General features: G+C 65.5%; 25 protein-coding genes and 1 pseudogene. 12 read left to right on the forward strand and 14 right to left on the reverse strand.

Features of this window, described 5'->3' with window-relative positions; genetic code table 11:
* Window positions 1-94: 94 nt before the first annotated feature.
* Window positions 95-691 (reverse strand): gamma-glutamylcyclotransferase, encoded by a 597-nt coding sequence (locus G4223_RS11585; protein WP_241004081.1) that lies wholly within the window; start codon window positions 689-691, stop codon window positions 95-97.
* Between G4223_RS11585 and G4223_RS11590 the strand changes: the two genes are divergently transcribed.
* Window positions 690-1,694, forward strand: a complete 1,005-nt coding sequence (locus tag G4223_RS11590; RefSeq protein ID WP_163679563.1) for a DUF2125 domain-containing protein — start codon at window positions 690-692, stop codon at window positions 1,692-1,694. The genes G4223_RS11585 and G4223_RS11590 overlap by 2 nt on opposite strands.
* A 106-nt stretch (window positions 1,695-1,800) precedes the next feature.
* On the opposite strand, the gene G4223_RS11595 is transcribed toward G4223_RS11590, so the two are convergent.
* The 5 genes from G4223_RS11595 to pheA all read right to left on the reverse strand — a co-directional run bounded on the left by G4223_RS11595 (window position 1,801) and on the right by pheA (window position 6,537).
* Window positions 1,801-2,667: an alpha/beta fold hydrolase gene (locus G4223_RS11595; protein ID WP_163679566.1), complete on the reverse strand. Its 867-nt coding sequence runs from the start codon at window positions 2,665-2,667 to the stop codon at window positions 1,801-1,803.
* A 4-nt stretch (window positions 2,668-2,671) separates the two neighbouring features.
* Window positions 2,672-3,520, reverse strand: coding sequence for a VOC family protein (locus G4223_RS11600; protein WP_163679569.1), 849 nt, complete (start codon window positions 3,518-3,520; stop codon window positions 2,672-2,674).
* Window positions 3,521-3,606: 86 nt separating this feature from the next.
* Complete coding sequence (locus G4223_RS11605) at window positions 3,607-4,494, reverse strand: prephenate/arogenate dehydrogenase family protein (protein WP_163679572.1); 888 nt, start codon at window positions 4,492-4,494, stop codon at window positions 3,607-3,609.
* A 54-nt stretch (window positions 4,495-4,548) separates the two neighbouring features.
* Window positions 4,549-5,646: a histidinol-phosphate transaminase gene (gene hisC, locus G4223_RS11610; protein WP_163679575.1), complete on the reverse strand. Its 1,098-nt coding sequence runs from the start codon at window positions 5,644-5,646 to the stop codon at window positions 4,549-4,551.
* Between the two features lie 39 nt (window positions 5,647-5,685).
* Entirely contained in the window at window positions 5,686-6,537 is an 852-nt protein-coding gene (gene pheA / locus G4223_RS11615; RefSeq protein ID WP_163679579.1) for a chorismate mutase, read from the reverse strand.
* Window positions 6,538-6,675: 138 nt separating this feature from the next.
* Here pheA and metX point away from each other — a divergent pair, with 138 nt between their 5' ends.
* The 3 genes from metX to G4223_RS20240 are packed head-to-tail and all read left to right on the forward strand — an operon-like array spanning window position 6,676 to window position 9,705.
* Entirely contained in the window at window positions 6,676-7,866 is a 1,191-nt protein-coding gene (gene metX, locus G4223_RS11620) for a homoserine O-acetyltransferase MetX (protein ID WP_163679582.1), read from the forward strand.
* Complete coding sequence (gene metW, locus G4223_RS11625; protein WP_163679585.1) at window positions 7,863-8,486, forward strand: methionine biosynthesis protein MetW; 624 nt, start codon at window positions 7,863-7,865, stop codon at window positions 8,484-8,486. The genes metX and metW overlap by 4 nt, the downstream gene beginning before the upstream one ends.
* Before the next feature lie 7 nt (window positions 8,487-8,493).
* Window positions 8,494-9,705 (forward strand): glycosyltransferase family 9 protein, encoded by a 1,212-nt coding sequence (locus G4223_RS20240; protein WP_163679588.1) that lies wholly within the window; start codon window positions 8,494-8,496, stop codon window positions 9,703-9,705.
* Here G4223_RS20240 and G4223_RS11635 read toward each other — a convergent pair.
* From G4223_RS11635 to G4223_RS11645, 3 genes and pseudogenes are all read right to left on the reverse strand, one after another.
* Entirely contained in the window at window positions 9,692-10,426 is a 735-nt protein-coding gene (locus G4223_RS11635) for a class I SAM-dependent methyltransferase (RefSeq protein ID WP_241004101.1), read from the reverse strand. The genes G4223_RS20240 and G4223_RS11635 overlap by 14 nt on opposite strands.
* A 62-nt stretch (window positions 10,427-10,488) precedes the next feature.
* Window positions 10,489-11,292: an ABC transporter permease gene (locus G4223_RS11640; RefSeq protein WP_163679589.1), complete on the reverse strand. Its 804-nt coding sequence runs from the start codon at window positions 11,290-11,292 to the stop codon at window positions 10,489-10,491.
* A 244-nt stretch (window positions 11,293-11,536) separates the two neighbouring features.
* Window positions 11,537-12,035 (reverse strand): annotated as a pseudogene (locus G4223_RS11645) (ATP-binding cassette domain-containing protein); the annotation flags it as partial.
* Window positions 12,036-12,153: 118 nt separating this feature from the next.
* Here G4223_RS11645 and G4223_RS11650 point away from each other — a divergent pair.
* Window positions 12,154-12,414, forward strand: a complete 261-nt coding sequence (locus G4223_RS11650; RefSeq protein ID WP_163679593.1) for a DUF2249 domain-containing protein — start codon at window positions 12,154-12,156, stop codon at window positions 12,412-12,414.
* Window positions 12,415-12,588: 174 nt separating this feature from the next.
* On the opposite strand, the gene G4223_RS11655 is transcribed toward G4223_RS11650, so the two are convergent.
* Both G4223_RS11655 and G4223_RS11660 read right to left on the reverse strand, forming a co-directional pair.
* The gene (locus G4223_RS11655; RefSeq protein ID WP_163679595.1) at window positions 12,589-13,842 is read right to left on the reverse strand and encodes an EAL domain-containing protein; all 1,254 of its coding nucleotides are present in this window, start codon (window positions 13,840-13,842) and stop codon (window positions 12,589-12,591) included.
* Between the two features lie 8 nt (window positions 13,843-13,850).
* Entirely contained in the window at window positions 13,851-15,182 is a 1,332-nt protein-coding gene (locus G4223_RS11660) for a hypothetical protein (protein WP_163679598.1), read from the reverse strand.
* A 141-nt stretch (window positions 15,183-15,323) separates the two neighbouring features.
* Here G4223_RS11660 and G4223_RS11665 point away from each other — a divergent pair, with 141 nt between their 5' ends.
* The 4 genes from G4223_RS11665 to queG all read left to right on the forward strand — a co-directional run bounded on the left by G4223_RS11665 (window position 15,324) and on the right by queG (window position 19,106).
* Window positions 15,324-16,082: a metallophosphoesterase family protein gene (locus tag G4223_RS11665; RefSeq protein WP_205762487.1), complete on the forward strand. Its 759-nt coding sequence runs from the start codon at window positions 15,324-15,326 to the stop codon at window positions 16,080-16,082.
* Window positions 16,083-16,145: 63 nt separating this feature from the next.
* Window positions 16,146-17,609: a D-glycero-beta-D-manno-heptose-7-phosphate kinase gene (rfaE1, locus tag G4223_RS11670; protein ID WP_163679604.1), complete on the forward strand. Its 1,464-nt coding sequence runs from the start codon at window positions 16,146-16,148 to the stop codon at window positions 17,607-17,609.
* A complete protein-coding gene (queF, locus tag G4223_RS11675; protein WP_163679607.1) occupies window positions 17,609-18,067 on the forward strand; it encodes a preQ(1) synthase in 459 nt (152 codons plus the stop codon). Before rfaE1 ends, queF begins: the two co-directional genes overlap by 1 nt.
* Window positions 18,054-19,106, forward strand: coding sequence for a tRNA epoxyqueuosine(34) reductase QueG (queG, locus tag G4223_RS11680; RefSeq protein WP_163679610.1), 1,053 nt, complete (start codon window positions 18,054-18,056; stop codon window positions 19,104-19,106). Before queF ends, queG begins: the two co-directional genes overlap by 14 nt.
* Before the next feature lie 98 nt (window positions 19,107-19,204).
* Here the strand turns inward: queG and G4223_RS11685 are convergent, their stop codons facing one another.
* From G4223_RS11685 to phaR, 3 genes are all read right to left on the reverse strand, one after another.
* Window positions 19,205-19,594: a helix-turn-helix domain-containing protein gene (locus G4223_RS11685; RefSeq protein ID WP_163680366.1), complete on the reverse strand. Its 390-nt coding sequence runs from the start codon at window positions 19,592-19,594 to the stop codon at window positions 19,205-19,207.
* A gap of 422 nt (window positions 19,595-20,016) precedes the next feature.
* Complete coding sequence (locus G4223_RS11690; protein ID WP_163679612.1) at window positions 20,017-20,517, reverse strand: hypothetical protein; 501 nt, start codon at window positions 20,515-20,517, stop codon at window positions 20,017-20,019.
* A 61-nt stretch (window positions 20,518-20,578) separates the two neighbouring features.
* Complete coding sequence (gene phaR, locus G4223_RS11695; protein WP_163679615.1) at window positions 20,579-21,154, reverse strand: polyhydroxyalkanoate synthesis repressor PhaR; 576 nt, start codon at window positions 21,152-21,154, stop codon at window positions 20,579-20,581.
* A gap of 356 nt (window positions 21,155-21,510) precedes the next feature.
* Here phaR and G4223_RS11700 point away from each other — a divergent pair, with 356 nt between their 5' ends.
* From G4223_RS11700 to phbB, 3 genes are all read left to right on the forward strand, one after another.
* Window positions 21,511-22,770 carry an alpha/beta fold hydrolase gene (locus tag G4223_RS11700; RefSeq protein ID WP_163679617.1) on the forward strand — a complete coding sequence of 420 codons (1,260 nt, stop codon included), beginning with the start codon at window positions 21,511-21,513 and terminating at the stop codon, window positions 22,768-22,770.
* Window positions 22,771-22,889: 119 nt separating this feature from the next.
* Entirely contained in the window at window positions 22,890-24,062 is a 1,173-nt protein-coding gene (locus G4223_RS11705) for an acetyl-CoA C-acetyltransferase (protein ID WP_163679621.1), read from the forward strand.
* 121 nt (window positions 24,063-24,183) lie between these two features.
* Window positions 24,184-24,906: an acetoacetyl-CoA reductase gene (gene phbB, locus G4223_RS11710; RefSeq protein WP_163679624.1), complete on the forward strand. Its 723-nt coding sequence runs from the start codon at window positions 24,184-24,186 to the stop codon at window positions 24,904-24,906.
* The last annotated feature ends 18 nt before the right edge of the window (window positions 24,907-24,924 follow it).

Here is a 24,924-nt window from a genome sequence, read left to right on the forward strand (position 1 = left end):
GCGGCGAAAACCGCCTTTGTTCAGGACGATGGAAACACATCAGCCGCGTACAATACAAATGTTATATGTACCGCAAATTGTGTTTTACTTTGGTTTATATCCCATTCCCTGCGTCCACCAACTCCAGCATCCGGCGCAAGGTGTGGTCGGCGATCCCCAGGGCCGTCAGTTGCGCGACGGTATTGGCCAGGTAATCCCGCGCGCTGCCGGCGGTTCCCACCCCCTGGCGCAACAGCCGCACGGCCTGGTCCCCGGTCCCCGACCAATACTGGAGGTGATGGCGATTGGCGACATAGGCATAGGCCTGGACCCGGCTGCCATCCTCCAGCCGGACCCGCAGGAAACGGGGGTGGTAGACCCCGGTGACCATTTCGCGGGCGTCAAGCCGCGCCTTGACCTCGGGCCAATCCCCGGACGCTACCCGCAAGGCACGCCCCAGGCACGAACCGCCACGGTCAAGACCGAGAACCAAGCCCGGTGCCTCGGGCGTGCCGCGATAGATGGTGGACAGGATGCACAGCGACCGCCGCCAGCCGACCAGACGGGCGACACGGCTTTCCATCGGCCGGAAATCCGGCCTCCAGATCAACGAGCCATAGGCGAAGACCCAAATTCCGCCGTCCCCATGTTGCATGCCATCGTCACAGGGTTTAGAGGGAATAGTCTCGCCGTCGCCCAGGAATGTCGTCATGTCCGTCCGCCGCGTTGCCGCCCTTGCCGCCATCGCCCTTGTACTGGCCGGGCTTGGCTATTGCGCCTATTGGTTCCACGCTGCGGCCGGGTTGCGCAAGGGGATCGAAGCCTGGGCGGAAAACCGCCGCGCCGAGAACTGGATCGTCGGCTGGGATTCCCTGAGCGTTGACGGTTTTCCCCTTTCGCTGACCCTGACCATGGAAAGCCCTGCCGTGACCACACCCGACGGCCGGTCCTGGCAGGTCGGACATCTGGTCGCCGTCGCCTCGCCGCTGACGCCGAACCGCTTTACCCTGGACATGAGCGGCCGCCACCATCTGGGCTGGTCCACGGGTGCCGCCACGGTGGACAGCGAGCGCATGCAGGTCGCCGTGACCCTGGACCGCCACGGCCGGACGCAAGAGCTGACCCTGGTGGCGTCGGAAGTTGATTGGGCCGACGAAGACGGCATCCGCCTTGAGGCCGGCACCCTGGCCGCCACCTGGGCGACGACGACACAAGATCCCGGCGGCGACATCAACTTTTCCGTCGCCGCCCAGGACATCCACTGGCCGACCATGCCCACCTTGCCGTTGGAACCGCGCATCCGCCTGATGGAAACCCAGGGACGCCTTGTCCACGGCTTGCCGGAAACCCTGTCGGCAGAGGCCGTCGCCGGCTGGAGCGCCGATGGCGGGATGGTCGAGTTGGAACACCTGACCCTGGATTGGGCGCCGCTGGCCCTGGAGGCCCAGGGCACGCTGAGCCTGGGGCCCGACGGCCAGCCGCGCGCCACCTTGTCCACCCGCATGCGTGGCATCGCCCCCCTGATGGACCGGCTGGCCGACAACGGCGTGTTGCCCGCCGACACCGCCCAATCGGCCAAGATCGTGCTGATGCTGATGAGCCGGCCCGATTCCCAGGGACGCCCGGCGGTGCCGGTGCCGGTCAGCCTTCAGGACGGCGAGGTTTACCTTGGCTCGGCCCGCGTCGCCCAGTTGCCGCCAGTCAAATGGCCGTGACGCATGGTCCACCATTCCTATCCTGCCCGCGTGCTGGCGGCCATGGCGCGGCCGACGCTTGAGGGCGCCCATTGATCGGAACCGACCAATGGGATTGGTATACTCCCTATTTCAGGAAACCAAGCAGCGCCTTGTTGACGCGGTCCACCCGTTCCAATTGCGGGAAATGGTCGACGTCGTCCCACACCACCAGCTTGTTGCGGGGATAGGTGGCGTCGAGCCATTGCTTGGCCCCCTCGTCCACCGAAGTCTTGGCGTAAAGGCCCAGCACCGGCACGTCGAAACGGACCGGTGCCCACACGTCGGCGTCGGCGAAATGTTCGAAGGTGCTGGCGACCATGTGGTGGTCCGCCCGACGCACGGCGACCAGCACCCTTTTCGCCTCGGCCGGCGGCATCTTCTGCATGAAGCCCTGGAAGAACTGTTCCAGCACCAGCTTGTAATCGTCCCCCCGAAGTCCGGCCTGCATGTCGGCCAGGAACTTGTCCTGATCGGCCTGGGCCTGGGCGTCGGCGGGCGGGGCCAGGATGGCGCCATCCACGAACACCGCCCGGTCCACCTTGAGCTGACCACGGCGGATCACCGTATGGATCACCGGCAACCCCATGGAATGACCGACCAGGGCGGCATGCGACAGGCCGGCATCCTTGGCCACCGCCTCGACCGCGCGGGCATAAAGCGTCATGGTGTAGGCGACATCCTGGGGCGCCCCGGAATCGCCATGACCGGGGGAATCCAAAGCGATCACCCGATGGGTCTTGGCCAGCGCCGGCACCTGATGGTTCCAGAACGACTGATCCAGGGTGAACCCGTGGATCAGGATCACCGCCGGCGCCCCCACCTTGCCCCAGCTCTTGTAATGCACCAGGAAGCCGTCCAGGCCGGCATAACGGCTTTCACCGTCCTTGGCCGCCGCCGGAAGCGCCACCATAACCAGAAGCAGGACCAGCAACGGCCGCAACAGACGGGCCATGACCTCAGGCCCCCACCATCTCGATGAACACGCCACACGCCTCGGACGGCGGAATGCGCACGGTGCCTTCGCGGTCACGGCTGAAATCGACGCCTTTGTCCTTCAACACCTGGGCGGCCCGGTCGGTGTCGGCGACGCGGATGGCCAGGGCGACCAGGGCCGGCGACGGCGGCAGTTCGTCCAGTTCGGCCTCGGGATGCAACTGGGTCAGTTCGTCCGGGCGGGTCAGATAGATCAGGCCGCCGCCGGTGTGCACGGTCACCGTGTCGTCGGTCAGAACCGCCGAATGGGGGCCGAACAGCACGTCCCAGGCCGGGGTCAGGGCTGGCGGCTCCTCGACGATGGCGGTGGCCGCGGCGATGCCGCAGGCGGTGTTGGGATGGTCCAGCCATTGCGGATGGCGCTCACGCTCGGCGGTGATGTGCTGGACCACGCGGGTCGGAATGCCCGGCGTCGCCACCGGCGGCAACGGCATTTCGGAAAACATCAGGGTGGTGCCCTTGCCGTCATCCAGCTTGCGCGACAAAGAGCGCGCCACCGGCACCTCAAGACCGGCGGAACGCAACGACTGGCTGGTGGCGGCACCGTCCGACGATCCCAGAGACAGACTGAACAGTCCCTCTTGCCGGGTCAGGAAGTCGCGCAACTGGTCGGCGACCTCGCCCTCGCCCTCGGGGGCGATCAGTTCCACGTAATCGCCGGCGAACATGGCGCAACGGTTGGCCGTGCCCCATTCGGCATGATGGCCCACCGGGGTCAGCGCGAAACCAAGGCGTTCGAAAACCCCGGAAGCGGCGTCAAGGTCGCGCACCGCGACGACGGCGTGGTCCAGACCGGTCAGATTGTTCGCCATGCGCGTGCCCCCTTTTCTGCGTAAAACCCGCAAGAGGGGACACCCTGAGGGGGGGCGGAGTCAACCGTCGATCGGTGAAAGCGCGCTTAACGGTCCTGTTTGGCGTCGATGATGGCGCGGCGAATGGCGCGGGTCTTGGTGAAGTGCTTTTCCAGCACCTCGCCCTCGCCCCAGCGAATCGAGCGCTGCAACGCGGTCAAATCCTCGGTGAAGCGCTGAAGCAGTTCCAGCACCGCTTCCTTGTTGTTGAGGAAGATGTCGCGCCACATGATCGGGTCGCTGGCCGCGATGCGGGTGAAGTCGCGGAAACCCGAGGCCGAGAACTTGATGACCTCTTGCTCCATCACCCCTTCCAGGTCGTTGGCGGTGCCGACGATGGTATAGGCGATCAGATGCGGCAAATGCGAGGTGACGGCCAGCACCCGGTCATGGTGGGCGGGGTCCATTTCCTCGACCGTCGAGCCCACCGCCTCCCACAGGGCGCGCACGCGGGCGGTCGCCTGGACGTCGGTGTGGGCCTGGGGCGTCAGGATGCACCAGCGCCCCTGGAACAATTCGGCGAAACCGGCGGCGGGGCCGGAAAATTCGGTACCGGCGATGGGATGGCCGGGGACGAAATGCACGCCTTCGGGCAGGAACGGCTCGACGTCGCGGATCACCGCCGTCTTCACCGAACCCACGTCGGACACGATGGCCCCGGATGCCAGATAGGGCGCGATGGCCTGGGTCACCGCCTCCATGGCGCCGACCGGCGTGCCCAACACCACCAGCCCGGCCCCCGCCACTTCGGCCGCCGGATCGGCGGAGGCGGAATCGACCACGCCCAGTTCAAGCGCCACCCGACAGGCTTCGGGGTCACAATCCAGCGAGGTCAGCCGCCGGGCCAGCCCCAGCTTGCGCACGGCCCGCGCCAGCGAGGAATTGATCAGGCCGATGCCGACGAAGCAGATGGTGTCGAAAAGCGGTGCGGTCATGTCATGTCCCGAAAGGGAGACCGCCGCCGTCACCGGTGACGGCGGCGGTTGCCGTTACTTTCCCTGGCCGACGAATTCGGCCAAGGCCTGGACCACCAGCTGGTTTTCCTCGCCGGTGCCGATGCTGATGCGCAGCCAGTCGCCCAGGCCATAGCCGACCATGCCGCGCACGATGATGCCCCGCGACCGCAGGAAGGCGTCGGCGGCGGCCGCGTCCTTGCCCGCTTCCTTGGGAAACCGCACCAGGATGAAGTTGCCGACGCTGTCGGTGAGCCCAAGGCCCAATTTGCGCAATTCGGCGGTGATCCAGGGCAGCCAGTAATCGTTATGGCTCTTGCACAGATCGGCGAAAGCCGTGTCCTCGAGCGCCGCCTCGCCGGCCACCAGGGCGGCCGAGCTGACGTTGAACGGACCGCGCACACGGTTCAGCACGCCGACGATGTTGGCCGGACCATAGGCCCAGCCCAGACGCATGCCGCCCAGCGCGTACATCTTGGAGAAGGTGCGACACATGATGGTGTTGTCGCCCGCGTCCACCAACTCGACACCGGGGGTATAGTCGTTCTTGGACACGAACTCGGCATAGGCCGCGTCGATCACCAAAAGAATGTCGTCGCGCAGGCCGGCGCGCAGGCGCTTGACCTCGTCGGCCGGCAGATAGGTGCCGGTCGGGTTGTTGGGATTGGCCAGGAACACGATGCGGGTCTTGTCGGTCACCGCCGCCAGCAGGTTGTCCACGTCGGCCACCAGATCGGTTTCCGGCGCGGTCACCGGAACACCGCCACAGGCCTTGGTGGCGATGGCGTACATCAGGAAGCCGTGCTGGGAATACACCACCTCGTCGCCGGGGCCGACATAGGCCTTGACCAGCAGCGCCAGCAACTCGTCGGAACCGGCGCCACAGACGATCCGCTCGGCGTCCAGCCCCCAGCGCGTGGCCAAGGCCTTGCGCAGCCGGGTGGCGCCGCCATCGGGATAACGATGCATCTCGGCGGTCATGGCCGCGACCGCCGCCATGACCTTGGGGCTGGGCCCCAAAGCACCTTCGTTCGACGACAGCTTGAGCACCCGATCGACGCCGGCGACGGCGGACTCACCACCCACATAGGGCTTGATGTCCATGATGCCGGGACGAGGCGAGGGAGCGGCCATGATGCGATACCTCCTTGAGGATGCGTTTTACGGAAGAATTCAGACGGGCAACGGCGCGGCGTAACCGCCGATGACGCGGACATGGGCGACCGGGTCGCGGGTCTGGACCAGATCCGCCAGGCGGGAATCGTCGGCGGCGACATAGCCCGGCACCTCGACCAGATGGCGCCACACGCCGTCGGAACGATGGGTGGCGACCAGATTGGCCACGTCCATGCCGGCGGCGGTGAAAGCGGCGCGCAAGCGGTCGCGGCTGATGTCGGGAGCGGTTTCCACCGCCACCAGGGTAAAGTCGTCGCCGGTGGCCTCGGGTTCGCGGCAGGCGACCACGAACGCTTCCAGCGGTTCGGCCCGGCCCGAGGCGACGCTGTCGGCCAGTGCCGGCAGGCGGGCGACCACCCGCGGCAGGTTGCCGGCATCCGAGGTCAACGCCAGCCACCACGGCTCGACGTCATGGGAACCGGGAATGGGCACCAGACCGACGCTGGCCTGGGCATCGGCGACCATGCGCACCACGTGACCGGGGGTCAGGTGCACGATCTGCGGCCACACCACGCCGAAATGGTTGCGCGCCAGCTCGATGTAACCGGCGCCGCGCTCGGGCTGATAGACGGCGATGACGAAAGGCTGTTGCAACCCGACCAGGGCGCCCATGATCTCGCGCCAGATGCGCACCAACGCCTGTTTCGGGAAAGACCCCTTGTGGCGTTCCACCAGCCGGCGCAGCACCTGGGCCTCGCGACCGGGACGCAGGGCGACGCCGTCCGGTGCCTTGGCCTTGGCGATTTTTTCCACCAGGCCGGCACGTTCCATCAAAAGGTCGTGAATCTTGTCGTCGATGCGGTCGATTTCGCGGCGGACGCGGTCAAGGGAAGCGCTGTCGGTACTCATGGTGCAGGGTTCGGGCTTTCTGAGGGGCGGCATAGGTGTAGTGCGCCTGTCGTCCGAAATCAAAGAAAACGTTGACAGCCCCCCTTCGCACCCATAGCTAATCGTGTTCTTTCGTCGTTGGATAACCATATTTCCATCATGACCGACGCCCCGCTTCCTGGGCCTGCTTCCCTTCGCAATCCGCTTGGCCTGACGGTCGAACTGGGCCGAGACACCCCGATTCGCCTTGATTGCGGGGTCGAGATGGATTCGGTCACCGTCGCCTACCAGACCTATGGCACGCTCAACGCCGACAGATCCAACGCCATCTTGCTGTGCCATGCCCTGACCGGCGACCAATACGTGGCCGACCCCCACCCCATCACCGGCAAGCCCGGCTGGTGGAACGACCTTGTGGGGCCGGGCCGATTGTTCGACACCGACCGCTATTTCCTGATCTGCTCGAACGTGCTGGGCGGCTGCATGGGCACCACCGGCCCCAAGGAGGTCAACCCCGCCACCGGCAAACCGTGGGGACAGGATTTCCCGATCATCACCATCGGCGACATGGTGCAGGTCCAGGCCCGGCTGGTGGACCACCTGGGTATCGACCAGATGTTCGCGGTCATCGGCGGGTCGATGGGCGGCATGCAGGTGCTGGAATGGTGCGCCTCGCGCCCTGAACGGGTGTTCGCCGCCATCCCCATCGCCACGGCGGCACGCCATTCGGCGCAGAACATCGCCTTCAACGAGGTCGGCCGTCAGGCGGTGATCGCCGACCCCGAATGGCGCGAGGGCCGCTACATGGACCACGGCACCAAGCCGCGCCGGGGTCTGGCGGTGGCGCGCATGGCCGCGCACATCACCTATCTGTCGGAGCCGGCCTTGCACCGCAAGTTCGGCCGCAACCTTCAGGGCGACCGCGACGCCTTCGAATACGGCTTCGGCGCCGAGTTCCAGGTGGAAAGCTATCTGCGCCACCAGGGCAGCACCTTCGTCGACCGTTTCGACGCCAATTCCTATCTCTACATCACCCGGGCCATGGACTATTTCGACCTGGCCGCCGAACACGGCAGTCTGGCCAACGCCTTCAAGGGGACCAAGACCCGGTTCTGCGTGGTGTCGTTCTCGTCGGACTGGCTGTTCCCCACCGTGGAAAGCCGCGCCGTGGTGCACGCGCTGAACGCGGTGGCGGCCAATGTCAGCTTCGTCGAGATCCAGTCGGACAAGGGCCACGACGCCTTCCTGCTGGACGAACCCGAATTCCACGCCACCCTGAGCGGCTTCCTTGAGGCCGCCGCCGTGCGGCGCGGCCTGCCGCCCGCCGGAAGCAAGGGGGAAACGCCATGATCATGTCCATCGGCAGCCTGCGCGTCGATCTGCGCCTGATCGCCGACATGGTCGAGACCGGGTCGCGCGTGCTCGACGTCGGCTGCGGCGACGGCACGTTGCTGGCGTGGCTGGGCCGGCACAAGGATGTGGACGGGCGCGGCATCGAACTGTCCATGGCCGGCGTGTCGGCGGCGGTGGCGCAAGGCTTGTCGGTGATCCAGGGCGACGCCGACACCGACCTCAAGGACTATCCGTCGGGCGCCTTCGACACCGTCATCCTGAGCCAGACGCTGCAAGCGACCTACGAGCCCAAGACGGTGCTGAACCACATGTTGCGCATCGGCCGGCGCGCCATCGTGTCGTTTCCCAATTTCGGCCATTGGCGGGTGCGTCTGTCGCTGGCGCTGAACGGGCGCATGCCGGTGACCGACACCCTGACCTATCAATGGTACGACACGCCCAACATCCATTTCTGCACCATCCACGACTTCCTGGCGCTGTGCGACGAATTGGGCATCACCGTCGAGCGAGCCATCGCCCTTGACGGCAAGGGCGGCGTGCTGCCGTTCGATGGCGACGGCCCCTTGGCCAACCTGTTCGCCACCCAAGGCCTGTTCGTGCTGAGCCGGGCCGGCTGAGGCCGTCATGAGCCCCCATCGCGGCCCGACGGCCTTCGTCAAGTTCCGGGCCGACGCGCCGTTTTCCTTTCACATCTCGGCCACCGAGTCCCGCCACCGTCAGGGCGGCGACGGCAGCCGCGCCTATTACACCCGGAGCCGTCTGGTGCTGCAACAGGTGCGCCAAGCCGGCCCGGCGGCGCGCGTCGTCGCCGAAAGCGCCCATTTCCGCACCCTGCCGGCCGAACGCTGGGCCCGCGATTACGGCCGCCAGAAGGTGATGTTCGTCCTGCCGTCCGAGGCGCTGGGCGACTGTGTCGGCGTGGTGCTGTTTCTCAGGGCCTTCCGCCGGCGCTTCCCCGAGGCCGGGGTGACCATCGCCAACACCGGCGCCGCCAGCGACCTGTTCGGCCGCGAACCGGGCGTGCGGGTATTGCCGCTGGTGGTCTCGGAAAAGGAACTGGACGGCCATTTCCCCATCATCGACCTGGGGGAAGTGGATGGCTGGGACACCGTGACCACCCAGCCGGTGGACGTGGAAACCACGCTGTTGCTGCGGTTCGGGCTGGACCCGGTCGAGGTGCCGCCCCGCCCCCTGTCCGCCGGCCGTCCCGCCGTCGCCATCCTGCCCATGGCCAGCAGCCCGCTGCGCACCCTGCCCCCCCAGGTCGCCGCCGCCATCGCCACCGCCTTGCACGAAAAGGCCGACGTGACGGTGGTGCTCAACGCCTATCAGGGCTTGAAGCCGGCCTATGAACGCCGGCTCGTGCCATTGCTGCCCAAGGATGTCCGGGTGTCGCCCGGCTTTCCCACCACCGCCGGATTGCTGGATTTCCTGGCGGCCCAGGATTTCGTGGTCACCGCCGACAGCGGTCCCGCCCATCTGAGCAAACTGTTCGGCACCCGCGGGCTGGCAATCTACACCTCGGCCTCGGGCACGGTGTTGCAGGGACGGCACGGCAATCTGGATTTGTGGCAGGTGGATTATGCCGGCCGCCATTGCGCCGCGCCCTGCGGCCTAGCCAAGCTGCGCGCCACCGCCGACGGTCGGGTCGGATGCATGGGCAGCCTGAACCTTCCGGTCGAGGATTTGCCCAATCTGGTGGGCGAGGCCCAACCGGCCCTGGCCGAACGCCTGACGTTCGACGACCACGTCCCTTGCGTGGCGCGGCTGGTCGAGGAACGCGATCGCGTGGCCCAAGCCGCCTTGGACCACTTCTCCTCCCTCAGCTCTCGCTGACCGAACGCGAGAACCCCTGCGCCACCGGCAGATAGCCCCGCCGCTTGCCCTGGCGTAGGCCGGTGGCGGCGTAGATCTGTTTGGTCGCCTCGACGATGTTGACCCCGGCGAAGGTTTCGAACCAACGGCACCCCAAATTCTCGATGGCCATGGCCGAGCGCAGCATCACCCGCGAATTGGTCGGCGGCAGGAACAGCGCGCCGCAACTGGAAACCGGGGTGAACATGTTGTCGCGCAACAGCCGCGCCAACTGGCCGGTGGTGTAGGGACGGCCCTGGCCGAACGGCGTGCGCTCCAACCGCGCCCAGATGCCGCGACGGTTGGGCACGACGATGGCCAGACGACCGCCATCGGCCAGCACCCGCCACAACTCGCGCATCATGCCCCGCACCTGTTCGGTGGATTCGAGGGCATGCACCAGCAAGATCCGGTCCATGCTGCGGTCGGGCAACGGCAGGTCGGTCTCGTCGCCCAGCAAGGTCATGCCCGGTCCCTCGGGCGGCCACGGCAACACGCCCTGACTGGCCGGCATGGCCGCCACCACCCGTTCGGCCTCGGCCAGGAACGGACGCAGATAGGGCGTGGCGAAACCGACGCCCAGCACCCGCTGGCCGGACACATCCGACCACAGCATCCGCAACTGGCGGCGGATCATGCGTTGGGCCATCTGGCCCAGGCTGGTGGCGTAGAAATCCCGAAGATCGACCACGTCGGCCCACAGCGACGGAGAAGGGGGCAGGTTGGACACGGTACGCCTCGTTGTCAGGATGGAAACACTCTACCTCATTCGCCGACGTTGAGCAGCAGGCCGCGCCGCCGCGCCACGTGGTGGGTGCGCAGGAACAACGCCCCGGCCAGCACCAGATAGACAAGGTTCAGCCCCACCGCCCCGGAAAAAAGATCCCACCGGAACAAGTTGTCGATCATCAGCGCCCGCATGCCTTCGAACACATGGGCCGGCGGCAACGCCCACGCCACCGGCTGAAGCCAGCCGGGCAAGGTGGCGATGGGGTAATAGATGCCCGACAGCGGCGCCACCGCGAACACCATCACCCAGGCCAGACTTTCCGCCCCCAGACCGAAACGCAGCACCAGGGCGGAAACGCCCAGGCCGATGGCCCAACCGCTGACCATCAGGTTGACCCAGAACGCGACCAGCGGCAGCCCCAGGTCGAACAAAGAGAAATGATAAAGCGGAATCGCCAAGGCCACCGCCGGCAGCACCCCCAGCATGGTCCGCACCAGACTCATGCCCAGCATGGCGGCCACCAATTCATGCGGTCTGAGCGGGCTGACCGAAAGGTGGCCCAGATTGCGCGACCACATTTCCTCCATGAACGACAGCGCCACCCCCAGATTGCCGCGAAACATCACGTCCCACAGCAGCACCGCGCCGATCAGCACGCCGCCGGCGCGGGCCACCCAGTCGGAATGGCCCTGGAAGAACTGGCTGGTGAAGCCCCACACCACCATGTTGACCGCCGGCCAATAGGCCATTTCCAGCACACGGGGCCACGACCCGCGCAGGATGTAGAGATGGCGCAGCATCATGGCGAAGACCCGGCGGGCGGCGGAAGACGTGCTCATGGCATGGTCTCCGCACGGCGGTCGCGGGCGATGTCCAGGAACACCTCTTCCAGCGTGGCACGGCCGTATTCGCCAACCAATGCCGACGGCGCGCCCTGGTCCACCAACCGGCCGCCCTTGAGCACCAGGACGTCGTCGCACATGCGTTCCACCTCGGTCATGTTGTGCGAGGCAAGCAAGATGGTGGCGCCGCTGGCGCGCTGGTAATCCCGAAGATAACCGCGCATCCAGTCGGCGGTGTCGGGGTCGAGCGATGCCGTCGGTTCGTCCAGCAACAGCAATTCCGGCCGGTTGAGCAGCGCCTTTGCCAACGCCACCCGCGTCTTCTGGCCGGCCGACAGCTTGCCCACCGGGCGGTCAAGGAACTCGGAAAGCTCCAGCGCGCGTTCCAGTTCGCCGACCCGCGCCTTCAGATGCGGCACGCCGTAAAGGTGGCCGTAAACCGTCAGGTTCTCGCGGGCGCTCAGCCGATGCGGCAGGTCCACGTAGGGGCTGGAGAAATTAAGACGCGGCAGGACCCGATAGCGATGCCGCACCATGTCCTCGCCCAGGACCCGGATGGTGCCGGAACTGGGCAGCAAAAGGCCCAGCAACATGGACAAGGTGGTGGTCTTGCCGGCACCGTTGCCGCCCAACAAGGCCACGGTGGCGCCGCGGGCAATTGTGAACGACACGCCGTCCACCGCCACCACCGATCCGAAATGCTTGCTCAGGCCGTCCACCTGAAGGGCGAAGTCTTGCATCCACCGGATATAGGCGAGAGCCGGCGCCGACGCAAACCGTGATCTTGACCGGGCTCAAGGCGGCACACCCCGCATTGTTGCTTGGCTGACGCCTCTTTCGCCCACAAGGAGCACCGTCATGACCGAAACCGTCCTCGACGTCCGGGCCATCGCGCCCGCCGAGCGTCACGCCCTGGTTTTCTCCACCTTCGACGCCTTGGCCCCGGGCGGCGCCTTCATCCTGGCCGCCGACCACGACCCCCGGCCGCTCTATGCCCAATTCGGCGCCCAGCGTTCCGGCAAGTTCGAGTGGAGCTATGTGGAGCAGGGCCCGGAAGTATGGCGCGTGCGGATCGCGCGGGCCCGCGAAGGGGCTTCGTGCTGCGGCAGTTGCAGCTAGTGCATTGAAGCATTCAGATTCTTCAATGTACCAAGCCCGAGCGGCGTTTGAGCCAGACTTGCGCCGGAGGCGCAGCCGCCAAAGGCAAAGCGAGTGCTCAGACGCATTTGAATGCGTCTGAGCACTCGTCACCGTCCCCCGCGCTCCGATGCCGACGCCGACGGGCGCGGGGGATCAATACTGACGGGGACGGGCGCGGATACCCCGCCGGCGCACATCGCCGGCCAGGGTCTGTTCCACATGGCGGCCCTGGAACAAGGTGATGCCCACCGAATGGCCGTATTCGATGGCCGAGGGAGTGTCGCACCGAGCCAGGATGATGCGGGTGACGCCGATACGGCGTAGCGCGTCGGTCTTCTTGTCGCGTTCCTCGGTCAAGCTCGGGTCCCAGATCAGCTTGATCAGATCGGCCCCCAACCGTTCGCGATCGACGAAGGGCAGCATGGAATAGCTCAACCCGTCGATGCAGATGCGATAGCCGCGATCATGGGCGAAGTCGCGGGCGAACAGATAGGCCCCCAGGTCGGCGAAGATATCGACCTTTTGCAGTTCCAGCACGATGGTGCCGCGCATGCCGGCCTTGACGTTGTCGTCGAACACCATGAATTCAGGGCTCAGGATGGTCGAGACGTTGAGGTTGATGCTGATGTCGCCTTCCAAGGTGCGGTCGTCGTGCTTGTTGAGCAAGCTCAGCACGCGGCGGTCCAGCGTCTCGGTCAACTGCTGGAACAGCCAGGGACTGGAATTCATGTTGACGCTGGGCATCAACGTCTGACGCAGGTCGGCGATGGAAATGAACAATTCGTGGAACACCGGCTGCGGCGGTGCCTGGCCGACCACCGCGCACACCGCCTGGCGCCGCATCAGATTGGCCAGATCGGCCTGGCCCAAGGCCGCCTCGACGCGCGCCAGAAGGTCGGGAGTGAACGGCGCGCCCTTGGGCTTGTCCTGCTGACGGGTGTCGCGGGCGGTCCGTTCCTGTTCGGCACGGCGACGGTCCTGCTCCTCCTGAAGCATCTTCTGCGCCAGCGCCACCAGGACGTCATACTCGCGTTCCAGGTCGTACCACGTGCAGAACGTGCCCTTGCGGCCCTGAGCGTCGTCGATGATCAGCGGATCGTCGGAGAACAGGAACCTCAACTTGACGATGGCCGATTCCACCTCGTCCTGGGCCTGGGCCTTGTACACCACCATCAGGTCGGCGTTGGCCAGGGTGAACACCTGGGCCTGCAACATCTTGACCAGCCCTTCGAAGGTGCTGGCGGCAATGCGCATGTGATGGTCGCGCCGGTTCTGGCTGAGCAGTTCCGAAAGGTGGATGTGCACCGCCCGGCGTTCGGAACGATGGCGTTCCAGCCGATGCAGGTAGTCGATCAGCAGGTTTTCCTGGGCGTTGGCACGCGGGGCGGCGGAGGGGGAACCGAACATGGCCGCTCCTATCGCAGCACGCGCAAGGGCGGGAAGGCGTCGAGCATGTCGTTGTTGCCGCATTCCACGCGCGGCCGTCCCGAAATGACGCCGTGACGCTGGGAACATTGCGCCAAGGTGCAGGCGGAAGCCTTGTCGCATTGCGCCATGGTCACCGCCGCCACCATGGAATCGATATAGCGGCCCTGGAAATGGCGAATACCCTGGTTCAGGCCCCAGGCGATGGCGCTTTCGGTGTCGCACCGCGCCAGGATGACCCGCTCCAGGCCAACCGGCCCCAGCGCGTTGTGGATGTCGGCGGTCACCACGTCGTCGGCCATGTCGCCCGACCAGTTCACCTTGACGAAATCGGTCTGGTAAAGCTCGGCGTCGATGAACTGAAGAGTGATCGGACTCATGCCGTCCAGCACGGTCTGATGGCCGCGCGACCGCAGGAAGTCCCGCGCCTTGAAGAAGGCTTCGAGGTTGTTGAAGATGTCCATCAACTGGAACTCCACCACCAGGCCGGCACGGCCACGGATGGCCGCCTCGAAATTCTGGAAGGCCGGCGAGTTGATGGAAGACATGTTGAGGTTGACCGAGAACGCCGCCGGCAGCTTGCGGAAGCCCGCGTCCTGCAACACCGACAATACCCGCAGGTCCAGGAACTGGCACAGATGCTGGAACAGCCAGCGGTTGGACAAGATGTTCACGTCGGGCGCCAGCACCTTTTGCAGGTCGGCGATGGACATGAAGAATTCCTGGAACGCCACTTCGGCCGTCATCTTGTCGGAAAAACGGACACAGGGCTGGCGCCGCACCACGCCGGCGATGTCGGTGGCACCGATGGCCTCCAGCACGCGGTTCAGGTTGCGCGCGTCAAGCTGTTGGATCTGCGGCGCGGTGCGGGCATCCACCTGACGCTTCTTGGCCTGGTTCAACAACTGGCCGCAGACCGCGAAGAAGGTGTCGTACTCGCTTTCCAGGTCGTAATACGTCGCGAAACGGTCCTCGCCATGGGCCGCTTCGCTGTAGGTCAGCGGATCCTTGGAAAACAGGGCGCGCAGTTTGTAGACGATGGCGTCAAGGTCGGCGAGACGCGCGTCCTTGCAGATCAGCATGATGTCGGAATTGGTCAGCAGGAAAAGCTGGCCACGAAACATGTCGACCATGCTTTCGAACATGCGGAACGCGATGCGGATCTTGGCGTCCTCGCGATTCGCCGGCAGCAATTGCGACAGATGCAGGTGCAGCGCCAGACGGCCTTCGCGGATTCGACCGACACGTTCGGCCGCGTCGAAAAGCAGGCTTTCCGACGTGACGATTTCCTGTGGCCTGTCACCGAACGCCGTCGCGTTCATCCCGTCCCCATTCTGGTGAGCCGGCGCGGACAAAATCCGGCCGCGCCTGGCGATGGTTGTTCTTCGCCGGTGGATGGCGCAAACTTCTTTCTGTCTTGTAATCTACATCGCCGCCCCAGGGTCTCCTAGAGCGAAATGCAAATGCCCGGTTCGGATCGCCCCAAACTCGCCGCCCGCGTTCCCGCCGGCAACCGCGTCTACGCGGTGGGCGACATCCATGGCCGCGCCGACCTGCTGGAACGGCTTTTGATCCGCATCGAGGCGGATTGCGCACATGCCCGGCCCGAACGGGTGGCCGTGGTGTTCCTGGGCGATTACGTGGACCGCGGCCCCGATTCTCGGCGCGTGGTGGAACGGCTGTCGCATGGCGCCCCGCAAGGCGGCGCCCTGGCCGACGCCCGATGGATCTGCCTGCGCGGCAACCACGAGGACGAAATGCTGCGCTTCGTGGACGGCGCGGCGAACGGCACCGGCCGGGCATGGTGCCTGAACGGCGGTCTCGACACGCTCAGGTCCTATGCCGGCGACGTGCCCGAGCGCCCCCTTGACGACCTGGACGGGCTCAGGCTGACACTGAGCCGCGCCTTGCCGCCCGCGCATCTGCGGTTTCTGTCACGTCTGCCGCTGACCCATCGCGAAGGCGACTACGTCTTCGCCCATGCCGGCATCCGCCCCGGCGTGCCACTGGACGCGCAACTGGAATCCGACCTTCTGTGGATCCGCGAAGGCTTCCTGGACGACGTGCGCCCGGCGGATTTCGTGGTGGTGCATGGGCACACCCCCACCCCCACCCCCGATATCCGCCCCCACCGCATCGGCATCGACACCGGTGCCTATTATTCCGGCCATCTGACGGCGCTGGTGCTCGAAGGCGACACCCGCTGCTTCCTGAGCAGTTGAGTTTTTCTTGCATCCTTTCCAGCCGTGGGGTAACGCACCCGAAGACTTGCGACAGGGTGTGACATGACGGAAATCTCGGCGCTGGTGGAACGGGTGGAGAAGCTCAAGGGAACGCCGGTGCTGTGCATCGGCGACGCCATGCTGGACCGCTTTGTCTATGGCTCGGTGGACCGCATCTCGCCCGAGGCGCCGATCCCGGTTCTGTGCACCGAACGCGAAGACGCCATGTTGGGCGGTGCCGGCAACGTGGTGCGCAATCTGGTGGCGCTGGGGGCCCATCCCGCCTTTGTCGCCGTGGTCGGCGACGACGAGGCCGGACGCGAGGTCGGACGGCTGTTGGGCGAACATCACGAGATCGACCCCTGTCTGGTGATCGAACCAGGGCGCCAGACCACCATCAAGACCCGCTTCTTCGCCAGTTCCCAACAATTGCTGCGCGCCGATTGCGAAACCCGCGCGCCGCTGGCTCAGCTCAGCCGCGATCAGGTTCTGGCCCGTGCCGAACACCTGCTCGAGCGGGCCGGAGTGGTGGTGCTGTCCGATTACGGCAAGGGCGTGCTGGCGCCGCCGGTGGTGAGCGAACTGATCTCCCGCGCCAAGGCCATGGGCAAAAAGGTCATCGTCGATCCCAAGGGCACCGACTACACCCGCTATCGCGGCGCCAGCCTTCTGACCCCCAACCGCAAGGAACTGCACGAAGCCACCGGCATGGCGGTGGACACCGACGCGGCGGTGGTGGTGGCGGCGCGGCGGCTGATCGAGACCTGCGGCGTCGAGGCGGTGCTGGTCACCCGCAGCCAGGACGGCATGACCCTGGTGCCCGCCAAGGGCGAGGTGCACCACCTGCCGGCCGAAGCCCGCGAAGTGTTCGACGTGTCGGGCGCCGGCGACACCGTCGTCGCCACCTTGGCGGCGGCGGTGGCATCCGGCGCGACGCTGCTGGACGCCGCACGCATCGCCAATGTCGCCGCCGGCATCGTGGTCGGCAAGGTCGGCACCGCCGTCGCCTACGCGGCCGAGGTGGTGGCGGCCCTGCATCACGACGAGATCATGACGGCCGAAACCAAGGTGGCCGACCGCGACACCGCCGCCGACATGCTGGAACGCTGGCGGCGCAAGGGAATGAAGGTGGGGTTCACCAACGGCTGCTTCGACCTGTTGCACCCCGGCCATGTGTCGTTGTTGAACCAAGCCAAAAACCACTGCGACCGGCTGGTGGTGGGGCTGAACTCGGATGCCTCGGTCGGCCGGCTCAAGGGGCCGACCCGGCCGGTACAGTCGGAATCGGCCCGCGCCGCCGTCCTGGCCTCGCTGGCCGCCGTCGATCTGGTGGTGATCTTCGGCGAGGATACGCCGCTTGAACTGATCCGCGCGCTCAAGCCCGACGTGCTGGTCAAGGGGGCCGACTACACCGTCGACACCGTGGTCGGCGCCGCCGACGTCCAGAGCTGGGGCGGCCGCGTCGTGCTGGCCGACCTGGTGGCGGGTCAAAGCACCACCAACACCATCAAGAAAATGAGCGCGTGATGGCCGATTACCCCCACCTCACCCAACTGGGACAGAAATCCGGCCTGCCGTCCACCCCGGACGAAGCGGTGCTGGAGACCGTGCCCAACCCCCATCCGGGCACCCATTATCTGGTGCGCTTCGTCGCCCCCGAGTTCACCTCGCTGTGCCCGATCACCGGCCAACCCGACTTCGCCCATATCGTCATCGACTACGTCCCCGACGAAACCCTGGTGGAATCCAAGTCGCTCAAGCTGTTCCTGGGCTCTTTTCGCAACCACGGCGCCTTCCACGAGGCATGCACGATCGGCATCGCCAAGCGGCTGGTGGACGCGCTGTCGCCGGTATGGCTGCGCATCGGCGGCTATTGGTATCCGCGCGGCGGCATCCCCATCGACGTGTTCTGGCAGACCGGCGAACCGCCCAAGGGCCTGTTCCTGCCCGATCAGGGCGTCCCCCCCTATCGTGGCCGGGGCTGACCCCGCAACCGTAAAGGAAGCCATCCGCGCCAAGGCGCTGGAACTCGGCTTCGATGCCGTCGGCTTCGCCCCGGCGAACGGCGAGTGGAGCGCCGGACTGGAAGCGTTCGTCGCCGACGGCCGCCATGGCACCATGGCCTGGATGGAGGAGCGGAGGGAGCAACGGGCCGCCCCCAAGGGCCTGTGGCCCGACGTCCGCTCGGTGGTGGTGCTGGGCACCAGCTACGCCCCGGCCGGCGACCCGCTGGCGACCCTGTCCCACCCCACGCGCGGCCATGTCAGCGTCTATGCCCGCAACAAGGACTACCACGATCTGATGAAACGTCGCCTCAAGGCGCTGGGACGCTGGATGGTGGAAAGTTTCGGCGGCGCACTCAAGGTGTTCGTGGACACCGCGCCGGTGATGGAAAAGCCGCTGGCGGCGCAATCGGGAATCGGCTGGCAGGGACGACACAGCAACGTGGTGTCACGACGGTTCGGATCGTGGCTGTTCCTGTCGGAAATCTACACCACCCTGGAGATCGAAGCCGACCCGCCGGAACCAGACCATTGCGGCAAATGCACGCGGTGCCGCGACGCCTGCCCCACCGGGGCCATCGTCGCCGACGGCCAAGTGGACGCGCGGCGCTGCGTCAGTTATCTGACCATCGAACACAAGGGCGCCATCCCCGAGGATTTGCGGCCCCTGATGGGAAACCGCGTCTACGGCTGCGACGATTGCATGGCGGCATGCCCATGGAACAAGTTCGCGCCGCCGACCCGTGAAGCCGACTTCCTGCCGCGCATGGAATTGGTGGCGCCGCGCCTGAGCGACTTGGCGGAACTGGACGATTCCAGTTTCCGCGAGGTGTTCTCGGGATCGGCGATCAAGCGCGTCGGCCGTGACCGCTGGCTCCGCAACGTCCTGGTGGCCATTGGCAACAGCGACGATATCCGTCTGATCGATTCCGCCCGCGCCCATGTGGACGACCCGAACGAGACCGTTCGCGAAACCGCACGCTGGGCCGTGAACCGGCTCGCGCCTCATAACGGGAGATAGTGGTCAGACCACTCTCGTTACGGTAGACGTCGCCTCAAAACACTGCGGGGCGGCCTTTCGGCCACCCCGCAGTGTGATGACGGCACTGAAAAGCAGCCTTATTCCGCAGCGAGAGCCCGAGCCAACTGCGACAGCGCTTCCTGATGCTTTTCGTTGGAAATGCTGGCGAAATTGCGAGCCAGTTCCAGGCACATGCGCTGACGCGCGGTCAGGTCGGTGCTGCGCTCGCTGTTCAGCCCTTCGAAGAAATAGCTGACGGGCACACCCAAGACCTGAGCGATTTCGTAAAGCCGACCAGCAGAAATGCGGTTGATGCCGCGTTCGTACTTGTGGGCCTGTTGATAGGTCACGCCGATCAGATCGGCCATTTGTTGCTGGGACAGTCCAAGCATGATGCGGCGCTCGCGAATACGCGCACCCACATGCCGATCCGTGTCGTTTGCCCGATTAGCCGGGCGAGCAGCTTTTGTTTCAGTGTTTGCGGTCATCGTTCTCAACTGACTCTGGATGTTGGCGTCATAGTCGCGGGGGTTGTCCGCTGTATCAGGCATAGGCATCAACTCCCGTGCATAGTCTGAATTCAAGAAACAGGCAACCCAGATTGTTATTCCATTAACGACTTATATAGTTCGTTCATTTGATCCTGCCGGAAATATACTGTATTTATTTAGTTTATATTAAACAGCGCAATACACAACCGGGACGATCCAACCGGCGAAGGAACATCCCCGGACGCTTTCCGCACCAGAGTATATGCATCCTCCCGCGCGGTATTACCAGTGTGGGAATCCGAAATAAAGGCGTTGATCAGCGTCAACACGGCCAGGGACGCAACGAGACAGCGCCCGTTGCACCCAGCACAAGGACACAAGGCCTATAGAAACAGCCGACAATGACGAGGAAGAAAACGTTAGACGGATAGATCCACCGCCCGCCCGGAAGACAACCGCGGGAAGGCCGGAGACATGACGTCAACGTCTCTATAGTTGCCGGCTTCAACGGAAGACGCGGTCCGGGCATAGGCCTGAGCCCCAGCGCGGGCAGTCCCTTCGGTGGAGGTGGCGGCATCAGCGGAACCGCTGTCGGCGAACAGGCGCGCCAGAAAGGAGGTGAAGGCCCCCAACAATCCCGACCCAGCCCAGCCCGAGCCTGTCGAGACGTTGCTTTGGTCGGATTGGCCCGTCTTTTCACTCTGGGAGGCGACGGCTTCGGCGTCGCTTTGGGAATCGACCGCGGCCCGCTTGGCGGCGTCGCGGTCCTCGACCTCGAAGCGTTGGCGGACAGGATCTATGGGACGAACCGGGATGGTCACGGCAAGCCGGTCGGCCTGGGCATAGGCGCCCGCCGCACCGATCTGGCTGGTGATCAATCCGCTGTCGGCCACAGCGCGCCCCAGTTGTTCTAGCGTCAACAGGATATTTTACGCGCAAGGCGGGTGAACAGGCAACAGGCCGGTCCACCCGAAACCCCGATTACTTCTTTTTGGTCAGCTCCGCCAACTGGCTTTGCAGTTGGTTGATGCGGGCCTGCATTTCCTCGAACGGCGAAATCATGCCGCCAGCCCCACCTTCGGTTCCCGGCGGATAGAACGGCGCGAACATCTTCATGGCGCTTTCAAAGAAAGCCATGTTCTGCTTGCTCATTTCCTCGAAGGAATTGAACGGAAACAGACCATCCAGAGCATTTTGCATGTAATGGCGCATCTGTTCTTCGTTGCGCTGGAAAGACGACATGGCGTGTTCCAGGTAACGCGGCACCAATCCCCCCAGGGAATCGCCGTAAAAACCGATGATCTGGCGCAGGAAGCTGATGGGCAACAGGTTCTGGCCGTTCTTGCCTTCTTCCTCGACGATGATCTGGGTCAGCACCGAACGGGTGATGTCCTCGCCACTCTTGGCGTCGTACACCACGAAATCGGTGCCCTCCTTGACCATCTGCGCCAGATGGTCAAGCGTGACGTAGCTGGAGGTCGCGGTATTGTACAGCCGCCGATTGGCGTATTTCTTGATGGTGATCGGCGCCTGGGCGGCGGTGTTGGCTTCGGACATCTTGGCGTCACTTCCGGTTTCGGCTTATGGATTCTGAAGATACCAGACTTTTCCCAATTGGCGGGATTGGCAACTTTTTTTTCATAGCCCTGCAACCAAACCGCTTGCCGCCCCCCTGGTCAAGCCCCGCCCCGAGGAGTATGCTGCCCTCATGTCTGAAGCGCCGCCGGATTACAGGATGCTCGCGCGCCGTTACCTGGACCTGTGGCAGGAACAGGTGGCCGCCATGTCCAGCGATCCGGCGTTTGCGGATGCGTTGGCCCAAGGCGTCGCCTTGATGTCCCAGGTGCCGGCAACCATCCTGCAAGCGGCCGCCGCCGGCGCGGCAAGCCCCGTCAACCAGGCGCGAGCAGCCGATGCCGGATCGTCGTCCGTCCCATCAGACACCAGCCCCGACACCGGCGCGGCAGGGGCCGCGCCCGCTGCCGCTGCACCTGATGGCCCACGCCTCGACCTTGATGGGCTCACGCGCCGCCTTGCCGCTGCTGAAGAACGGCTCGCTGCGCTGGAGGCCCGACTTGGCGAGGCAGGCGGAAGCCCTGCGCCAAAGCCTGGACGACGCCGGACCAAACGCATGGATTGAGCTGGACCGGGCACTGGCCGACGAGGGATTGGCCCGGCACGAAGCCATGCTGGCCGGCATCGAGGCCTATCGCCACCACCCTTACGCCCGCGATCTGCCCGAACCGCCCGTACTGTGGCGCGAAGGGACCAGCCGCGTGCTCGACTATCGCGCGGGCGACGGCGGCCTGCCGGTGCTGGCCATCCCGTCCCTGGTCAACCGCGCCTATGTGCTGGACCTCACCGCCCGGCGCAGCCTGATGCGCGATCTGGCGGCGCGCGGGATGTCGCCGTTCCTGGTGGACTGGGACGCCCCCGGTGCAGAGGAACGCCGTTTCACCCTGGACGATTATGTCGCACGCCTGGGACGGATGCTCGATTCGGTGGCCGCGACCACCGGCCGCAAGGTGGCGGTCTTGGGCTATTGCATGGGCGGCGATCTGGCCCTGGCCCTGGCCCAGACTCATCCCCGGCACGTCGCGGCGATGGCGCTTTTGGCCACGCCTTGGGATTTCCACGCCGAACAAGCCGCCCAGGGCAGCCTGCTCAAAACCCTGGCGCAGCCGCTGGAAACCGTGATCGACAGCGCCGGATGCCTGCCGGCCGACATGCTGAACTCCCTGTTCGCCAGCCTCGACCCCAATCTGGCGGCCCGCAAGTTCGCCGCCTTCGCCCGGCTCAAGCGGACCAGCGCGCGCGCCCGCGACTTCGTCGCCCTTGAGGACTGGGTCAACGACAGCGTCGCCCTGGCCGGCCCCGTGGCCCGCGAATGTCTGTTCCGATGGTACGGCGACAACAGCCCCGCCAAAGGTCAGTGGCGAATCGGCGGATTGCCGGTGCTGCCGGAAAAGGTGACAGTTCCAACCCTGGTCATGATCCCGGAACGCGACCGCATCGTGCCGCCGCAATCGTCGGAACCGCTGGCCCGCGCCATCCCCGGCGCCCGGACCCTGCGCATTCCCGGCGGCCATGTGGGCATGCTGTTGTCCAGCCGTGCCAAGACCGAGGTCTACGGCCCGCTGGCCCGCTGGCTGACGCGGACCGCCGCACAATAGGAGGTTTTCCGGGAGACACAGTTTTTTGCATCGCAGTAGAAACCGGCGAGAAATTTGTGGTAAGTTCCACATGAAACGCCGCAATGATCGGAAAGCGTTCAAGGAAGGAGCATAATTTTATGACCGATATCGTCATCGCCGCCGCCGCCCGCACCGCCGTCGGTTCGTTCAGCGGCTCGCTGTCCGGTTATCAGGCGGCGCAACTGGGTGAGATCGTCATCCGCGAGGTCCTGGCCCGTTCGGGTGTCGAGGCCGGCCAGGTGGACGAGGTCCTGATGGGCCAGATCCTGACCGCCGGCAACGGCATGAACCCGGCCCGCCAGGCGGCGTTGAATGCCGGCCTGGCCATGGAATCCACCGCCGTGACCATCAACCAGGTGTGCGGGTCCGGCCTGCGCGCCGTGGCCCTGGGCATGCAGTCGATCCTGGCCGGGGACGCCTCCGTGGTCATCGCCGGCGGCCAGGAAAGCATGACCAATTCGCAGCATGCGGGCTATTTGCGTGGCGGCGTCAAGATGGGCCCGATGGGCTTTGTCGACACCATGATCAACGACGGCCTGACCGACGTCTTCAACAAGTACCACATGGGCATCACCGCCGAGAACGTCGCCCAACAGTTCCAGATCGGCCGCGAGGAGCAGGACGTGTTCGCCGTCGCCTCGCAGAACAAGGCCGAGGCCGCCATCAAGGCCGGCCGCTTCAAGGACGAGATCGTCCCGGTCAAGATCGTGGTCAAGAAAGAGGAAAAGCAGTTCGACACCGACGAATACGTCCGGTTCGGCGCCACCATCGAAGCCATGGCCAAGCTCAAGCCGGCCTTCATCAAGGATGGCACGGTGACCGCCGGCAACGCCTCGGGCATCAATGACGGCGCCGCCGCCGTGGTGCTGATGACCGCCGACGAAGCCGCCAAGCGCGGCATCAAGCCGCTGGCCCGCATCGCCTCGTGGGCCACCGCCGGCCTTGATCCCAAGATCATGGGCTGCGGCCCCATCCCGTCGTCGCAGAAGGCCCTGGCCAAGGCCGGCTGGACCGTCCAGGACCTGGACCTGGTCGAAGCCAACGAAGCCTTCGCCGCCCAGGCCATCGCCGTCAACAAGGGTATGGGTTGGGACACCGACAAGGTCAACGTCAATGGCGGCGCCATCGCCATCGGCCACCCCATCGGCGCCTCGGGCTGCCGCGTTCTGGTCAGCCTGTTGCACGAAATGGCCAAGCGCGACGCCAAGAAGGGCCTGGCCACCCTGTGCATCGGCGGCGGCATGGGTATCGCGCTCTGCGTCGAACGCTGATAAGATAAGTCTAATATAAAAATACGGGGAGCCCGGCCCGCCCGCGGGCTCCCCGACACAATCAACGGGTGGAGACCAAACAGGCCGGGACTAACCGGCCGCCAGGAAACAGGAGATCATCATGGGGCGTGTTGCAATTGTGACCGGTGGCACCCGCGGCATCGGCCGGGCCATTTCCGAAACGCTGAAGAAGGCCGGCTATCGCGTCGCGGCGAATTATTGCGGTAACGTCGAGGCCGCCCAGCGCTTCACCGAGGAAACCGGCATTCCCAACTATCGTTGGGACGTGTCCAACTATGCCGAGTGCGAAGCCGCCATCGCCAAGATCACCGCCGAGATCGGCCCGGTCGAGATCGTGATCAACAACGCCGGCATCACCCGCGACGCCGTGCTGCACCGCATGACCTACCAGATGTGGGAAGACGTCATCCACACCAACCTGACCAGCTGCTTCAACATGGCGCGTCTGGTGGTCGATTCCATGCGCGAGCGCGGTTTCGGCCGTATCGTCAACATCGGTTCGATCAACGGCCAGGCCGGCCAGTACGGTCAGGTCAACTATGCCGCCGCCAAGTCGGGCATCCATGGCTTCACCAAGGCCCTGGCCCAGGAAGGCGCCGCCAAGGGCATCACCGTGAACGCCATCGCGCCGGGCTATGTGGACACCGACATGGTGCGCGCCGTGCCGCCGGCCGTCCTGGAAAAGATCATCGCCAGGATCCCGGTGGGCCGTCTGGGCCGCGCCGAGGACATCGCGCGCACCGTGATGTTCCTGATCGCCGACGAGGCCGACTTCATCACCGGGTCGACCATCTCGTGCAACGGCGGCCAGCACATGTATTGATCCCTTCCGCCAGGAAGG

Source organism: Magnetospirillum aberrantis SpK (genome assembly GCF_011022235.1).
Classification (GTDB): domain Bacteria; phylum Pseudomonadota; class Alphaproteobacteria; order Rhodospirillales; family Magnetospirillaceae; genus Magnetospirillum; species Magnetospirillum aberrantis.

What these genes read in the sequence shown, in the direction of transcription:
- G4223_RS11590 (WP_163679563.1), top strand. Translation starts at nt 690, where the DNA reads ATGTCCGTCCGCCGCGTTGCCGCCCTTGCCGCCATCGCCCTTGTACTG.
- G4223_RS11585 (WP_241004081.1), bottom strand. Translation starts at nt 691, where the DNA reads ATGACGACATTCCTGGGCGACGGCGAGACTATTCCCTCTAAACCCTGT.
- G4223_RS11595 (WP_163679566.1), bottom strand. Translation starts at nt 2,667, where the DNA reads ATGGCCCGTCTGTTGCGGCCGTTGCTGGTCCTGCTTCTGGTTATGGTG.
- G4223_RS11600 (WP_163679569.1), bottom strand. Translation starts at nt 3,520, where the DNA reads ATGGCGAACAATCTGACCGGTCTGGACCACGCCGTCGTCGCGGTGCGC.
- G4223_RS11605 (WP_163679572.1), bottom strand. Translation starts at nt 4,494, where the DNA reads ATGACCGCACCGCTTTTCGACACCATCTGCTTCGTCGGCATCGGCCTG.
- hisC (WP_163679575.1), bottom strand. Translation starts at nt 5,646, where the DNA reads ATGGCCGCTCCCTCGCCTCGTCCCGGCATCATGGACATCAAGCCCTAT.
- pheA (WP_163679579.1), bottom strand. Translation starts at nt 6,537, where the DNA reads ATGAGTACCGACAGCGCTTCCCTTGACCGCGTCCGCCGCGAAATCGAC.
- metX (WP_163679582.1), top strand. Translation starts at nt 6,676, where the DNA reads ATGACCGACGCCCCGCTTCCTGGGCCTGCTTCCCTTCGCAATCCGCTT.
- metW (WP_163679585.1), top strand. Translation starts at nt 7,863, where the DNA reads ATGATCATGTCCATCGGCAGCCTGCGCGTCGATCTGCGCCTGATCGCC.
- G4223_RS20240 (WP_163679588.1), top strand. Translation starts at nt 8,494, where the DNA reads ATGAGCCCCCATCGCGGCCCGACGGCCTTCGTCAAGTTCCGGGCCGAC.
- G4223_RS11640 (WP_163679589.1), bottom strand. Translation starts at nt 11,292, where the DNA reads ATGAGCACGTCTTCCGCCGCCCGCCGGGTCTTCGCCATGATGCTGCGC.
- G4223_RS11650 (WP_163679593.1), top strand. Translation starts at nt 12,154, where the DNA reads ATGACCGAAACCGTCCTCGACGTCCGGGCCATCGCGCCCGCCGAGCGT.
- G4223_RS11655 (WP_163679595.1), bottom strand. Translation starts at nt 13,842, where the DNA reads ATGTTCGGTTCCCCCTCCGCCGCCCCGCGTGCCAACGCCCAGGAAAAC.
- G4223_RS11660 (WP_163679598.1), bottom strand. Translation starts at nt 15,182, where the DNA reads ATGAACGCGACGGCGTTCGGTGACAGGCCACAGGAAATCGTCACGTCG.
- G4223_RS11665 (WP_205762487.1), top strand. Translation starts at nt 15,324, where the DNA reads ATGCCCGGTTCGGATCGCCCCAAACTCGCCGCCCGCGTTCCCGCCGGC.
- rfaE1 (WP_163679604.1), top strand. Translation starts at nt 16,146, where the DNA reads ATGACGGAAATCTCGGCGCTGGTGGAACGGGTGGAGAAGCTCAAGGGA.
- queF (WP_163679607.1), top strand. Translation starts at nt 17,609, where the DNA reads ATGGCCGATTACCCCCACCTCACCCAACTGGGACAGAAATCCGGCCTG.
- G4223_RS11685 (WP_163680366.1), bottom strand. Translation starts at nt 19,594, where the DNA reads ATGACCGCAAACACTGAAACAAAAGCTGCTCGCCCGGCTAATCGGGCA.
- phaR (WP_163679615.1), bottom strand. Translation starts at nt 21,154, where the DNA reads ATGTCCGAAGCCAACACCGCCGCCCAGGCGCCGATCACCATCAAGAAA.
- G4223_RS11700 (WP_163679617.1), top strand. Translation starts at nt 21,511, where the DNA reads ATGCCGGATCGTCGTCCGTCCCATCAGACACCAGCCCCGACACCGGCG.
- G4223_RS11705 (WP_163679621.1), top strand. Translation starts at nt 22,890, where the DNA reads ATGACCGATATCGTCATCGCCGCCGCCGCCCGCACCGCCGTCGGTTCG.
- phbB (WP_163679624.1), top strand. Translation starts at nt 24,184, where the DNA reads ATGGGGCGTGTTGCAATTGTGACCGGTGGCACCCGCGGCATCGGCCGG.